This is a genomic window from Isoptericola sp. Y581 (assembly GCF_059445475.1).
Map to the genome: position 1 here is coordinate 304,163 of NZ_JCAIUK010000003.1, position 13,967 is coordinate 318,129.

Here is a 13,967-nt window from a genome sequence, read left to right on the forward strand (position 1 = left end):
TCGACAGTTGAGTTGAGCGCGAGGGTGGACTGGAGCGGCCTCGGACGGCGCGACACGCGGTCCCGTTCGGAGCCGACGTCGTTGACGACCCCCTGAGGGCGACCTAGCGTGGACTCGACATACCAGGAGGCACAGTGAACAGCAGTGGTGAGGCCAGCGTCCCCACAGGTGCCGTCGTGCCGCACGGCGCTCAAGGGCTCCTCTTCGGCGAGGACCTCACGGAACAGGACGCTGCGACCGGATACCGTGGCACCACCGCGTGCCGGGTCGCCGGCATCACGTACCGGCAGCTCGACTACTGGGCGCGTACGGGGCTGGTTGAGCCTTCCATCCGCCCTGCGACCGGTTCCGGGACGCACCGCCTCTACAGCTTCCGCGACATCCTCGTGCTCAAGGTCGTCAAGCGACTCCTCGACACGGGCGTCTCGCTGCACCAGATCCGCAGCGCCGTCACGCACCTCCGCGAGCGGGGCGTGGACGACCTCGCGCAGATCACGCTCATGAGCGACGGAGCGTCGGTGTACGAGTGCACGTCTCCGGACGAGGTCGTCGACCTCGTGCAGGGCGGGCAGGGCGTGTTCGGCATCGCCGTCGGCCGCGTGTGGCGCGACATCGAGGGCACGCTGTCGTCGATGCCCACGGAGTCGCTGGAGGACGAGGAGCCGGCCTCGACGGAGGGTGACGAGCTCGCCGCTCGACGCGCCGCGCGCAACGCCGGCTGACCGACCGGAGCCGCCAGGTCAGAGGAGTGGGCGCAGCGGGGACATCAGCCGCTCGGCCACCTTGGACAGCGGGTGGCGGCGCCGCCACTCGGAGAGCGTGAGCTCACGGGAGTTGGACTCGTCCATCCGGAATGCGGCCTCGAGCTGGGCAGCGAGCCCCTCGTCGACCACCTCGAGGTTGATCTCATAGTTCCCGGTGAGGCTCAGCCGGTCGATGTTGGCCGTGCCGACCGTGCTCCACCGGCCGTCGATCGTGGCCGTCTTCGCGTGGATCATCGCGCCCTGGTAGAGGAAGATCCGCACCCCGCCGCGCAGCAGCGTGGAGTAGTGCCCGCGCGCGAGCCAGTCCGCGACCACGTGGTTGGACCGCTCCGGCACCAGCACGCGCACGTCGACGCCACGGGTCGCGGCGGCCAGGAGGGCCGCCTGGATGTCCTCGTCGGGGATGAAGTAGGCCTGCGTGATGTAGGCGTGCGAGCACGCTCGGTCGATCGCGTCGAGATAGATGCCGCGGATGGGGAAGACCAGCTCCGAGGGCGCGTTGCGGGCCGCCCGCAGACCGGGGAGCCACAGCACCGAGCCGACGTCCTGGAGCACGGGCAGGCGCGGGCCGCGCCAGCGGTTCCAGAAGTCGACGAACGCGTTGCGCAGCTCCCAGGCGGACGGGCCGGAGAGGCGCAGGTGCGTGTCGCGCCACTGCGTGGCGTACAGGGAGCCGATGTTGTACCCGCCCACGAACGCGACCTCGTCGTCGACCACGAGGATCTTGCGGTGGTCCCGGCCCGAGCGGCGCACGTCGAGCATGAGGAGCCCGGGTCGCATCGCGGGGAAGCGCAGCACGTGCACCCCGGCGGGCATGTCGTAGAAGCGCCGGGGGATCACCAGGTTCGCGAAGCCGTCGAAGACGACGTACACGGAGACGCCGCGTGCCGACGCCTCGGCGAGCGCCTGCTTGAACTCCTGGCCGACCTCGTCGTTCTTCCAGATGTACGTCTCGAGGAAGATCTCGCGCTCCGCCCCGCGGATGGCATCGAGCATCGCGGCGTACAGATCGGCGCCGTAGGTGTAGACCGTCGCAGTCGTGTCCCCGATCTGGGTGGACGCCGGAGGAGCCGTGGGGAACGCCGCGTCCAGGGGGTACTGGTGGCGGCGGAACCGCTCGAGCGCCATCACGGTCGCGGCCGCGGCCACCGGCACGGCGGCCGCGAGCACCGCTCCGCGGGTGGCGTAGCGGCGCAGGGCCGGCCAGTCGATCTGGAGTCGGACAGGGTTGCGGAGACGGGTGAGGCGTGACGGCACGAGGCTCACGGTATCCAGCGGCCTGGGGCAGCGCGCGCCGAACTGTCGGGCTCGTCACTGATGTCACCCGCGCCGATGAACCGCGCTGGGCGGGGATAGCCTCTCCGTGCAGCCCATACGATCACGAGGAGCACGTGGTGTCCACGATCCACTGGACCGAGACGAACACCCCCCGTTCCGCCCGCTGGCACTCCGAGAGCGAGATGCCGCCACCTCGCCAGGTCGTCGACGCGGACGACGAGATGAGAGCCGATGCTGCCTACCGTCTGGCCTGCGAAGGAACCGCCCTGCTGTGGCGGGGCGACTTCCACAACGCACGTCAGCTGCTGCAAGCGCTGGGCCGCCGCATCGACCGGAAGGCGTCCCGGCCAGGCGACAACCCGGCAGAGTCCTTCCATCTGCACCGCAGGGCACGCAGCCACCGTGCCCGCGTGCTCGGGATGCTCCTCGTCCGGTTGGAAGACGACTACAGCCTGAACCTGCGCAGAGCCCCGGATGTGCGCCAGGCGTGCACCGAGGCGTACGGAGCTTCGTCCGAGCCGATGGCGATCTCGCTCACAGAGCTGTTGGGCGTGATCGGAGCCCATCAGTGGCGCACGAAGGGCGTGGAGGTTCCCTTCCTCGACGCTCGCATCTACCCGCACTACGGCGTGTTCTCCCCGGTCAGGGGCGAGTACATCGACCTCGTCGCCCGGGCAGCGCTCCCGGCGCCGGCGGCCCGTGGGGGTCGCCGTGCCGCGTTCGACCTCGGGACGGGGACAGGAGTGCTCGCCGCCGTTCTGGCCCGGCGGGGCTTCGACCCCGTCGTTGCCACCGACATCAGCCCGCGTGCCCTGGTCTGCGCACGAGAGAATGTCCGCCGACTGCAGTACACCGGGCGCATCGATGTCGTGGGCCCCGACCTCTTTCCCGAAGGGCGCGCGGACCTCATCGTCTGCAACCCGCCCTGGCTTCCTGCCCGGCCCACCTCGGCTGTCGAGCAAGGTGTCTACGACCCGGGCAGCAGCATGCTCCGCAACTTCCTGGACGGGCTCACCGCGCACCTCGAACCGGGAGGTGAAGGATGGCTCGTCCTGTCGGACCTGGCCGAGCACCTCGGACTCAGGACGCGCGGCGAGCTGCTGGACGGCATCGAGGCAGCGGGCCTGCGGGTGGTGGACAAGTCCGACACCCGGCCGCGGCATCCGCGAGCGAGCGACACCACCGACCCCCTTCACGCTGCCCGCGCCGCGGAGGTCACCTCGCTCTGGCGTCTCGCCAGATCATAGGATTCAGCGGTCCTCGACGCTCGTGCCCGCGGCGAGCCCGGCCGAGAGCGGGTGGGACCGGATCGCGGCGGCGAGCTCGCCCTCGATGCGGTCCAGGTAGACCCCGGTGGTGGCGATGGAGCGGTGGCCGAGCAGCTCGGCGACCACCTTGACGTCCCAGCCCTCGGCCACGAGCAGGGTGGCGGTCGTGTGGCGCAGGGCGTGCGGCGTGGCCGGGCGGCGGTATGTGACGGGCATCCGGTCGACGGCGCGCGCCAGGAGGGCACGGATCGTCTGGGTGTCGACACGGCGGCCCCGCCAGGTGAGCAGGAGGGCGCGCTGCGCGTCGGGGTCGTCGGGCCGGCGTGCCGCGAGGCGGGGCCTGAGGTCGCGGAGGTAGTCCTCCAGGGACGCCGCCAGGGGCGGTGAGAGCGCCACCGTGCGGGTAGCGCCGCCCTTGCCGACGATGCGCCACCGCGTCTCCTCGGGCTCGCGGGTGAAGTCCGCGACGTCGGCGCGGGCGAGCTCGGAGACCCTGGGCCCGAGGACGAGGAGGAGAGCGATCACGAGCCGGTCGCGCTGGGCCAGCGCCTGGTCGGCCCGCTGTCCGCGACGCGGCACACCGGACGGCGCTCCGCCGGCCCCGGTGGACGGCGCCGTCGCGGTCGCCTGCAGCAGAGCGCCGGCCGCGGACGCCGACAGCGCCGTGCGCTCGACGCGCAGGCGGTCCCGCGACCGGGCCGGCGGCGCCGCCCACTGCATCGGGTCGGCCTGCACCCAGCACTGACAGGCGGCGTGCGCGAAGAACCGGCTGACCGACTGCCGGAAGCGGTTGACCGTAGCGACCGACCGGCCCGGCGCGCCCTTCCGAGCGGGGTCGGCGAAGCGCAGGTCAGGACTGGACTGGTATCGCACGAGGGCGTCATCCACGTCGTCGCCCGTGATGTCGTCGAGGACGCGACCGCCCCCGACGAGGCGGGCGAGCTCGGCGATGTCGCGCTCGTAGCTGCGGGCGGTGGCGGGGGAGAGGACCCCCCGGATGCTCTCCACGCGGACCGTGGCGAGGTAGCGATCGACCGCCATGTCGACGCCGATGCGATCCAGCCGGGGCGGGGCAACCATCTCGTCCTCCTGCGCGCATGATCCTCCGCCGCTCCGCCATGTCCGCGCGCGCCGGTGACCTGCGGCGACGCTCGCCGCACGGCCCGGGACCAGGGTAGGCGCGGGTACCGACACGCCCTGTGCCCGTCAGAGGTCGAACAGCGTGGGCTGCTCGAGATGGACGCCCTCGATCTCGAGCATCCGCAGCTTGGTGCGGCGGCCGCCGCGGGCGGAGAACCCGCCCACCTGCCGGCCCGCCGCGAGCACCCGGTGGCACGGCACGACCGGCGGGAACGGGTTGCGCCCCATCGCCTGACCCACCGCCTGCGCCGCTCCGGGCGAGCCGAGGCGCGCCGCGACCTCGCCGTAGGTGAGGGTCGATCCGGGCGGGATGGTGCGGACCACCTCGTAGACGTGCCGGTCGAACTCGGGCACGCCGCTCATGTCCACCTCGAGCTCCGCCAGATCGCGGGTGCCGCCGTCGAGCAGCTCGACCACGGCGGCGACGTCCTGCGCGCCCGGGCCTGCGGGGGCGATCTCCTGGGCCTCGGGATGCCACCGGGCGACGGCGCGTCGCGCGTCGGCGGGCGAGCCCTGGGGGAGTGCCGACCCGACGACGACGGACGGCTCGCGCCAGACGAGGGCGCAGTGGCCGATCGAGGTGGGGAACACGCTGAACGTGAGCCCGGCGCGGGTGGTGGACATGTCGTCACGCTATGGTGGGGGACCGACACGCGGTGCCGGCAGCAGGGGTGCCTCGCAGTCGTGGTAGGCCGCGACGTTCGCGGGGCCGTTCGCGTGACCTCGGAGCACTGTCGTGAGACCACTGTGTTGTGCCATACACAATGGTTTGTGAGCAATGTCCGATTCAGCGTAGCGCAACCGGGTGCCACACCGGTCTAAGAGCCCTCGGTTCGCGGAGCCATCGGTTCCCGAGCTATCGGCGGCGTGACGTCGACCGTCACGTCGATGTATATCCATCCGGCGGGGGACGCGCGGGCGACGTCGAGCGCCATCCAGCGCGCCGGGCGCCGGAGCGGCGTGAGCAGGACGTGACGACAGCTGTCGGCGGCAGCGCGTGCTGAGGTGTGAGCCGACGTGCGAGCCGGCGTCGTCAGCCGATGCGTCGCCGTCCGTGACATCGGGTGACGCACGCCGGGCTGCGCAAGGCGTCGTCCCAAGGCCAAACGCGCGAGCCGCGAACTATGTGCGAGGGCGTCGCGACGGTGTGGTCGTGCGTCGGCGAGGTGCACGATGGGCGATCACGAGGGGCCGCCCGGAGGAGGGCTACACGGCCGATCCTTTCGCCGTAATGACATAATGTGCATTATCGGCCGACGAAGCGTGCGAGTTGCATCTGATGCACGATTCCTCGGAAGGCTGGTCGCGTGCTCGAGACTCCCGGGTCGGTTCCGATGCGGTTCACCGGCGCGACGAACGTCCCTCTCCTGCGCGCTGAGCTGCAGGTGTTCGAGGCGATGCTGGCCGGGTGGCGCAACCAGATGCTGGCGCGAGGCCTGACTGTCGCGACGATCAAGAGCCGCAACCGGGTCGTGGAACGCTTCCAGGAGTTCACGAACGACTTTCCGTGGTCCTGGCAGGCATCAGACCTGGACGAGTACTTCGCCGAGCGCCGCTCCGGCGGACGGACGCTGGCGCTGACCACGTTGCGTGCGGAGTCGAACGCGATCGCGATGTTCTGCTCGTTCATCTGCGACGGCCGCTACGGCTGGGCGACGTTGTGCGAGCAGCGTTTCGACGACCTGCCGTCTCAGATCGTCTTCGAGTGGAACACCCCGCCGCACAAGACCGACGACACCGTCGCACCGGGACGACGCGCCTTCGTGATCGACGAGCTGCAGCGCTTCTTCGACACCGTCGACGACTTTGTCGACGCCCGTCACCACGCCCGGTCCAAGACGTGGCTGACGGCGATGCGTGACTCCATGGCATTCAAGGTCTGTTACGCCTACGGGCTGCGCCGCCGCGAGCTGGTCATGCTCGACGTGCACGACTTCGGCCCGAACCCTCACGTGCCGGACTACGGACGCTTCGGAGCGCTGACCGTGCGCTGGGCCAAAGGAATGGCCGGAACTGGGCCCCGCAGGCGCACAGTGCTGACCACTCCGCAGTTCGACTGGGTCACCAGCGTGCTCGAGAGGTGGCACTCCCCCGGCGGCCGCGGCCAGTTCGCCACCGCCGCCCGCTCCAACGCGCTTTGGCCGTCCGAACGCGGCGACCGCATCACGATGAGCGGCCTGCCTCGCTCGTTCGCACGGTTCCGCGACCTCGCGGGCCTTCCGGAGGAACTCAGCCTGCACGCGCTGCGACACTCCTACGTGACTCACCTGATCGAGGCCGGCTATGACCCGCTGTCGTCCAGCAAGCCTGAGGACCCAGAAACGTACCCCACTCCCTGCGCCCGGTGCGGCGGCCACTACCCGCTCAGCGTCACCTGGCCCGACGGGCGCCTCTGCACCTCGTGCCGGATGAAGGCCATGCGCACGACCGGGACCTGCGCCTGCGGGCACGAGGGCGTCCTGCCGGGCCGCATCGACGGGCTCCCCGCTTGCCGCGCATGCTCCGGAGTGCGCGTCAACATCGACTGCCGACGCTGCGGCGCCGAGACCGAGCTCTACCGCAACCAGATGTGCCAGCGGTGCGTCCTGGCCGACCTCGTCGATGCGGCGTTCGCCGACCCCCGAACAGGCAGGGTATCGGCCCAGCTCCGGCCCGTGGCCGACGCGATCACGTCGATGGAACGGGCGAACTCAGGGCTCACCTGGATTCGCCAGAAGCACGTTCACTCCATGCTTCGCGAGGTCGCCGCGACCAGCCCCGTGACGCACGCGTCGATGGACCGCCTCGACCGCGGTCGCACTCGCGACTACATCCGAGGCCTGCTCGTTGAGCACGGAGTCCTCGAGCCGCGCGACGAGCTCATCGCTCGCTTCACCGAGTGGGCCGACGACGCCGAGGACCGGATCACCGACGCCGACCATCGCGCGATCGTCCACCGCTACATTCGCTGGAAGCACCTCCGGCACATGCGTGCAGACTCCCCCATCAGCAACGGCACGTTCCTACGCGCCAAGCAGGTGACGACGGTCGCGATCGACTTCTGCAACTGGCTCACTGCCAACGGAAAGTCGTTGGCATCTGCCACGCAGGGCGATCTCGACACCTGGCTCGCAGAAGGCGCCACGACGCGACTCATGGTCGCCTGGTTCCTCACCTGGACGCGCACGGCGCAGGTCACCGACCCCGCCCTGACCGTTCCGCGGCATCGTCGCGGAACCGCCGCCCGTCTCCCCCACGACGACCAAGCCGGAGCGCTCGACCACGTCCTGACCTCTTCGGAGTGGTCCTCCCGCAACCAGTTCGTGGCGCTCCTCGTCCTCGTCTTCGCGCGGCCCATTGCGCGCATCGTGCGGCTGCGCTGGGACGATGTCACGATCGCTCCCGACAGCGTCATCGTGAACCTCGCCGGCACACCGATCCGGTTCGACCACCCGCTCGACGGCCCGGTGCGCGACCTTGCAGCCAACCCTGAACAGGCGAACACGGCGGCACACAGCGACTCGCCGTGGATCTTCCGCGGAGCCATGCCTGGTAACCACATCACCGCGATGCATATGCGGCAGCAGCTGCGCCCACTGTTCTCCTCGCTCGCCGCGCGCCTCGGCACACTCACCGAGCTCGCCAGACAGACCCCCGTCGCGATCCTCGCCGAAGCCCTCGGCTACACGGCCGCGACGCTGGAGAAGCATGCCGCCGTCTCGGGAGCCGACTACGGCAAGTACGTCTCCGACCTCGCTCGGGCATAGCGCGTCTCTGGCGCGCCGTCGAACGGCAAGGCGTCTTCGGGACGGGCTGTCGTGGAAGCATGTTGCCATGTCGTACGACCTGGCCGTCTACACCAGCCGATTGGCGTCTCCCGAACGGCTCAGAGAACTGATCGCACAGAGTGCCGGGCTCGCGATCGACGCCGCTCGGAGTCGGGGCGGGTCGCTCACCGTGACGCGCGGCGCGCGGCGACGGTACTCGTTCACGGTCGACTGTCCTGACACTCTCGAGCTCGAGGACATCCCGCGCGAAGTCGCCGTTGTGCTCCTCGGCGCGCGATACCTCTACACGATCGTCGTTGGAGGCACCACAGAATCTGAGGTTCCCCATGCCGTGCGCTTTGCCCGACGACTCGCTGGGGTGACTGACGGAGCAGTCGTCGACCAGCAGGCCGACGATGTGTGGACACGATCGCAGTCCCGCAAGGTCCGGAGGCCAGCTCGTGAGGAACGTGTCGCCACCGTTGACGTTGCTTGGTACTGCCTGCGAGACGAACTGGCGCCGGACGCTGCGGCTCGCTTCATCAGAGCGGCACAGGATGTTCTCCCGGAGGCATTGCCGCGCCGGTTCGGGGAGTACGAACCGCTGCAAGGGAAGCTCGGCGAGGCCGGGCCAGATGGCTTCATCAGCGCGTGGAGAGACGCCACGTCGCTGTTGTTCACTGCCGGGTCTGGCCCGTGCATCGGTGGACACCTCACCGCTGGCCCCGGTGCCGCACACCGGGACGAGTTCTGGTCTATGTCGCTCCAGTTCCTGGGCGTCCCCATGCGCGACCCGGCTTGGCGTAAAGCACTACGCGCTCTGTTTACGAGGCTCGCTGACGACCTACCAGCCTTCTACGCGTCCGCGGAGCTCACGACTGGCCACATCTGGTCCGGCCGATCGTTGTGGTCGGACATGGACACCGAGTGGAGGATCAGCCCCTTGCGATACCGCGAAGGTTGGACCGGTCTGCCGCCGAGGCCGACGTGGTGGGCGTGGCTCGGTCAAACTTTCACCGAGTACTACGGGTGCTTGCCCGTCGAGCAGACGATGCCGACAGAGCGCGGGATCCTCTACACGGCGTCCGACGAACCGATTGGGCCAGCGGGCCTCGTGCCTCTGAGCAGGTGGCTGCCCCAAGACCTGTTCTCAACACTGGGGCCCAACCCCCGAAAGCAGCAGCCGGTCCCGCTAGTGCCTGCGACGACGATCCCCCCACGACTGCGGTCAGCTCAGGCCCAATTGCCGCCGGCGAAGCGCACGGGTTCAGGAACGAGTTCGGTCCGGGGGGTCTGCCCCCGGTTTGGTTGACGATCGGGGTGTGCGGTAGTCAGGCCGCTTCGGCGGCCGTGTAGATGGTCTCAAACTCGACCGGGGTGAGTCTGCCAAGACGGCGCTGACGGCGCTGACGGCGGCGACGGTTGTACTTCGTCTCGATCCAGGTCACGATCGCCAGGCGTAGGTCCTCACGGCTGTCCCAGCGTCGGGTGTCCAGGACGTTCTTCTGCAGCAGGGAGAAGAAGCTCTCCATGCTGGCGTTGTCCCCGGCGCCGTAGGAGCGTCCCATCGACCCGACCAGATGGTGGTTCTTCAGCAGACGCTGCACCTTCTTCGCCCGGAACTGCCCGCCTCGGTCGGTGTGGCAGATGGTCCCTGCCGGTGAGCGCAGCGCGATCGCGTTGCGCATCGCGGCCATCGCCAGGGACGACTTCATCCGCGAGCCGATGGAGTAGCCCACGATCCGCCCGGAGTAGACGTCCTTGATCGCGCAGATGTAGAGCTTCCCTTCTCGCGTGGGGTGCTCGGAGATGTCCCACAGCCAGACCTTGTTCGGCAGGTCGGCAACGAACTCGTGGCGGACGACGCCGTGTTCGTCGACCACGGCCAGGAGGTCGTCGTGCGGGGCAGGCCCGGCGGATCCGGCCTTGCTGCGCTTCTTGTGATGCGAGGCGGTGATCCCGGCGATGCGGCACAGCCGGTGCACGCGGTTCTCCCCGACGGTGATCTGGTGGTCGTCGGCCAGCTCGTCGGTCAGGAACCGGTAGCCCAACGTCTCGTCGTCATTGTGCAGGTCGTAGAGCACGTCGATGACGTGGGCGTCGTCCCAGTCACGCTGGCAGACGGGGGCCTTGAGCCACTTGTAGTACCCCTGGGTCGTCAGACCCAGGACCCTGCACGCCACCGCGACCGGCACCCTGATCCGGGCGCCGGCCGCGGCCATCTCACGGACGAGCGGGAAGACTATTTTCCCGGCAGGTTCGCTTGCGACAGGTACGCCGCCGCCCGGCGCAGGACCTCGTTCTCCTGCTCCAGCAGACGGTTGCGCTTCTTCAGCTCTCGCAGCTCGGCCTTGTCGGCCTCGCTCAGACCAGGCCGGCGACCGTCCTCGACCTCGGCCTGCTTCATCCAGTTCGCCAGCGAGCCTTCGGAGATGCCGAAGTCCTTCGCGATCTGCGACAGCGACGCCTGGCCCTTGCGGGCCACGGCCACGACGTCGTCGCGGAACTCCTTGGGATAGGGCTTTGCCACGGGGACATCCTTCCAGCGAGGACAAGATCCTCACAGTTCAGGTGTCAACCAAACTCGGGGCAGACCCCGTCTCTGTCAGGACAAGCGCTGGTGCACGTCCAGCCGCAATCTCGCAAAAGGGACACGTCATGCCCTGCGCCCGCTGCTCCACCATGGCTGCGATCGTCCGCGCTAGTGGCTTGATCGGCTACCCAGCTACGGGCGCACCGCGCCCTGGAACTCGCACCTCACGAGCACGCATCTCTACCAGTTCGTCCACGGCGCGCGGGGGTTGGATCAGAGCGCTCGTCTCCAGCGCGCGCGCCCCCAAGGCTCGAAGTCTTACTGCATCGCCGAGTGGTCCTGCGTAGCGTGACACCCGCGACCGCTCTCGATGCGCGAGTGGCGCGCGTCAGCCGGAAGGATCGGGTGAGTGAAGAAGTACATCCTCCTCGATCATGACGGCGTCCTGGTGGATACCGAGGCCTGGTACTACAGGGCCGGAGAGCGCGCCCTGGCGGAGGTCGGTTTCGCCCTGGACAAGGACCGGTACCTCCGGGCCATGAGCCAGGGCCAGGGCACCTGGGCCCAGGCACGGGCGGCCGGCATCGACGAGCAGACCATCAGCAGGCAGCGTGGGGCCCGTGACCGGTACTACCAGGAGTACCTGCGGACGGAAGCGATCGAGATCGACGGCGTCGTCGACGTTCTCGCCGAGCTGTCGCAGCACGTCCGCATGGCCGTGGTCACCACGTCGAAGCGCGCCGACTTCGACCTCATCCACGAGAGGCGTCAGATCCTGCCGTTCATGGACTTCGTGCTGGTGCGCGAGGACTACACGCACGCCAAGCCGCACCCGGAGCCGTACCTGACGGGCCTGAGGGCCTTCGGGGCCACCCGGGACGAGGCGCTGGTCGTCGAGGACTCGTCCAGGGGCCTCCGCTCGGCGGTGGCGGCGGGCATCGACTGCGCCGTGGTGCGCCACGACTTCACGATCTCGCAGGACTTCTCCCGGGCCAGCCATCGCATCGACACGCTCGCCGAGCTGAAGGACCTCGTCCTCGACGTGGCATGACGCGCACTCCCCCGCCGCTCGCACCGACAGGCCCTCGTCCTAGACTCGGGCGCATGGCCGGACTACGGCACACCGTCGCCATCGCAGCCCCGCCCGAGCGGGTCTGGGCGGTGGTGGTCGACGTCGAGCGCTGGCCGGAGCGGATCCCGACGGTTCACGCCGTGGAGCGCCTGGACGACGGCCCGCTGGCCGTCGGCTCCCGGACGCGCATGCGCCAGCCCCGGTTGCCCGTCGCGGTGTGGACGGTCACCGAGCTGACCGACGGGTCGTCGTTCGTGTGGTGGTCGAGCTCGCCCGGCGTCACGAACACCGCCGCGCACCTCGTCGAGCCCCGTCCCGACGGGAGCCGGCTCACCCTCACCCTGACCATGTCCGGCCCGCTGTCCGGCATCACGTGGCTGCTCACGCGGGCGATGATGCACCGGTACGTCGGGACGGAGGCGGCCTCGATCAGGCGGGCTGCCGAGGCCCCGAGCGCCTAGCGATCGTCACGTCATCGCCCGGGCCTGGCGCGCCAGTGACCGGCGACCGGCCGGCCGTCACGGGTGTGCGCGGGGACCCAGGTGCCCCCGCCTGAGGCCGCCGCCCCGTCGGTTCGATCAGCAGGTGCCCCCTCGGGCCCCGGGGCGCGCAGGGTGCGCGCGACGTCCTCGGCCCGGCGTGCCGTGCGGTCGACGAACTCGGCCGCGACGGCGTCGTCGATGAGGTCCCGCTCCCCCGCGACGGCGTCGCACACCACGTCCGGGAGCCGCGCCGCGTAGTCGGCGGCGACGTCCAGGAGCCAGCCGGGGTCGACGCCGAGGTCGCCGGCGGCGCGCACGACGTTCCGGGCGCCGAGGGCCCGCAGGCGGTACTCGCCGCCGAGCTTCATCGCGAGGCGACCCTTGTACCTGATCTCGTCGGGCGGCCACAGGAGGCTCGCGCCGACCAGGTCGTACAGGGGTGCCAGGACGGTGCGTGCCCCGACGTGCAGGAGCGCCACGTTCTTCGCGTGCGCGTCGGTGCCGGCCGCCACCCAGTTGAAGACGACGGCCCGGGCGAAGTCGTCGCGCGAGCGGATGAGGTCGCGGCGGTCGACCGTCCGCGCGAGCAGGGCCGCGATCTCGCGGACGCCGGGGCCGCCGTCCGCCTCATACTTGGCGGAGCGCCACAGGCCGAGGGCCTGGCACAGGTCCTCCTGGTGCAGCCGCCGCACCTGGCCGTCCGCCGTCGGCAGCCGGTCGAACCGCTCCACGACGACCGCGGCCTGGTCCTCGAACCAGGCCGACTCCACGTGCGCGACCGGGAGGCCGAGGGCCCGCGCGGCGCGCATCGTGACGAGCTCCGCGGCGTCCGAGTGCGCGACGCCGTCGATCCCGATCTTGAAGATGTGCGTGCTCGCGGCGCGGCCGGTGGGCTGGTGCCACGCGCCGTCGGGGCCGCGGGTGAGGGCGAACTTGCCCTGCTGCCCACCGAGCGAGAATCGGCCGCCGTGCTGCTCAAACGCCCACGAGCTGTCGTCCGCGCGCAGCTCGCGCAGGTGTGCCGCGACCTCCGCCTCCCCCAGCCGCCGGCTGCCCGCGCCGTCGGCGGGCGCGTCGCCCTCGGGCAGCACCTGCACGGCGCCCGCGCAGTCGGCGCCCATGTGCCGGAGCAGGTTGAACGCGGTCGGGCGGCGCTCGTCGAACTGCGCGGCCCACCGAGCCCGCACGCCGTCGTTGTCCGGCAGGAGGTTGTCGATCCAGGGCATGACGACGTCGGGCCCGTGATGGGTCACGTGCCGCGGCATGCTGACTGACAGCGACGCCGCGGCGCGCAGGCCCTGGTACGCGGCCGCGTACTCGAGGGCGACGTCGCCGCCCCGCCCGCGCTCGAGCGTCCCGGCGCGCTGTCCGTCAAGCCAGACGTCGAGGCGGTCAGCGGTGCGATCAGCCACGCGCACGCCCCAGCACGGTCTCGAGCGCGTCGTCGGGCTCGTCCGGGACGACGTCGACGGCGAGGTCGACGGCCCGCAGCGCGTCGAGCATCAGGTCGAGCCGGGCGGTCGGCGCGCCCGCCTCCGCGGCGATGACCCACTGGCGCGAGACGTCGACGGCGGCCGCGAGCGCCGCCTGCGTCATCCCCTTGTCCCTGCGGGCGCGGCGCAGCAGCGCGCCGAGCTGCTCGGCGTTCGTGACGATCACGGCTCTCCCCTCCCCCCGGGTTCCT

The 13,967-nt window shown here is 70.4% G+C and carries 12 protein-coding genes; 6 read left to right on the forward strand and 6 right to left on the reverse strand.

The window, feature by feature from the left end; genetic code table 11:
* Nucleotides 1–134 precede the first annotated feature (134 nt).
* Entirely contained in the window at nt 135–722 is a 588-nt protein-coding gene (locus AC1C2W_RS07590) for a MerR family transcriptional regulator (RefSeq protein ID WP_495389331.1), read from the forward strand.
* An 18-nt stretch (nt 723–740) separates the two neighbouring features.
* On the opposite strand, the gene AC1C2W_RS07595 is transcribed toward AC1C2W_RS07590, so the two are convergent.
* Nucleotides 741–2,021: a phospholipase D-like domain-containing protein gene (locus AC1C2W_RS07595; RefSeq protein WP_495389330.1), complete on the reverse strand. Its 1,281-nt coding sequence runs from the start codon at nt 2,019–2,021 to the stop codon at nt 741–743.
* A gap of 137 nt (nt 2,022–2,158) precedes the next feature.
* Between AC1C2W_RS07595 and AC1C2W_RS07600 the strand changes: the two genes are divergently transcribed.
* A complete protein-coding gene (locus tag AC1C2W_RS07600) occupies nt 2,159–3,289 on the forward strand; it encodes a methyltransferase (protein ID WP_495412775.1) in 1,131 nt (376 codons plus the stop codon).
* Nucleotides 3,290–3,292: 3 nt separating this feature from the next.
* On the opposite strand, the gene AC1C2W_RS07605 is transcribed toward AC1C2W_RS07600, so the two are convergent.
* The gene (locus AC1C2W_RS07605) at nt 3,293–4,390 is read right to left on the reverse strand and encodes a tyrosine-type recombinase/integrase (RefSeq protein ID WP_495412776.1); all 1,098 of its coding nucleotides are present in this window, start codon (nt 4,388–4,390) and stop codon (nt 3,293–3,295) included.
* Nucleotides 4,391–4,516: 126 nt separating this feature from the next.
* Entirely contained in the window at nt 4,517–5,074 is a 558-nt protein-coding gene (locus AC1C2W_RS07610) for a methylated-DNA--[protein]-cysteine S-methyltransferase (protein ID WP_495412777.1), read from the reverse strand.
* Between the two features lie 683 nt (nt 5,075–5,757).
* Here AC1C2W_RS07610 and AC1C2W_RS07615 point away from each other — a divergent pair.
* Nucleotides 5,758–8,196 (forward strand): site-specific integrase, encoded by a 2,439-nt coding sequence (locus tag AC1C2W_RS07615; protein ID WP_495412778.1) that lies wholly within the window; start codon nt 5,758–5,760, stop codon nt 8,194–8,196.
* A gap of 67 nt (nt 8,197–8,263) precedes the next feature.
* A complete protein-coding gene (locus tag AC1C2W_RS07620) occupies nt 8,264–9,508 on the forward strand; it encodes a hypothetical protein (RefSeq protein WP_495412779.1) in 1,245 nt (414 codons plus the stop codon).
* 19 nt (nt 9,509–9,527) lie between these two features.
* On the opposite strand, the gene AC1C2W_RS07625 is transcribed toward AC1C2W_RS07620, so the two are convergent.
* A protein-coding gene (locus AC1C2W_RS07625) for an IS3 family transposase (RefSeq protein ID WP_495412780.1) occupies nt 9,528–10,726 on the reverse strand; the annotation gives its coding sequence in 2 pieces (ribosomal slippage) (nt 9,528–10,445 and nt 10,448–10,726; 1,197 coding nt in all).
* 412 nt (nt 10,727–11,138) lie between these two features.
* On the opposite strand from AC1C2W_RS07625, the gene AC1C2W_RS07630 reads away from it, so the two are divergent.
* Both AC1C2W_RS07630 and AC1C2W_RS07635 read left to right on the forward strand, forming a co-directional pair.
* Complete coding sequence (locus AC1C2W_RS07630; RefSeq protein ID WP_495412781.1) at nt 11,139–11,780, forward strand: HAD family hydrolase; 642 nt, start codon at nt 11,139–11,141, stop codon at nt 11,778–11,780.
* Between the two features lie 53 nt (nt 11,781–11,833).
* A complete protein-coding gene (locus AC1C2W_RS07635) occupies nt 11,834–12,262 on the forward strand; it encodes an SRPBCC family protein (RefSeq protein ID WP_495412782.1) in 429 nt (142 codons plus the stop codon).
* 11 nt (nt 12,263–12,273) lie between these two features.
* On the opposite strand, the gene AC1C2W_RS07640 is transcribed toward AC1C2W_RS07635, so the two are convergent.
* On the reverse strand, nt 12,274–13,695 hold the full coding sequence (locus AC1C2W_RS07640; RefSeq protein ID WP_495412783.1) for a type II toxin-antitoxin system HipA family toxin: 1,422 nt from the start codon (nt 13,693–13,695) through the stop codon (nt 12,274–12,276).
* A complete protein-coding gene (locus AC1C2W_RS07645) occupies nt 13,688–13,942 on the reverse strand; it encodes a helix-turn-helix transcriptional regulator (RefSeq protein ID WP_495412784.1) in 255 nt (84 codons plus the stop codon). The genes AC1C2W_RS07640 and AC1C2W_RS07645 overlap by 8 nt, the downstream gene beginning before the upstream one ends.
* Nucleotides 13,943–13,967 lie beyond the last annotated feature (25 nt).

Excerpts from the sequence above, each read along its gene's own strand:
- AC1C2W_RS07605 (WP_495412776.1), bottom strand. The coding sequence starts at position 4,390 with ATGGTTGCCCCGCCCCGGCTGGATCGCATCGGCGTCGACATGGCGGTC.
- AC1C2W_RS07610 (WP_495412777.1), bottom strand. The coding sequence starts at position 5,074 with ATGTCCACCACCCGCGCCGGGCTCACGTTCAGCGTGTTCCCCACCTCG.
- AC1C2W_RS07620 (WP_495412779.1), top strand. The coding sequence starts at position 8,264 with ATGTCGTACGACCTGGCCGTCTACACCAGCCGATTGGCGTCTCCCGAA.
- AC1C2W_RS07635 (WP_495412782.1), top strand. The coding sequence starts at position 11,834 with ATGGCCGGACTACGGCACACCGTCGCCATCGCAGCCCCGCCCGAGCGG.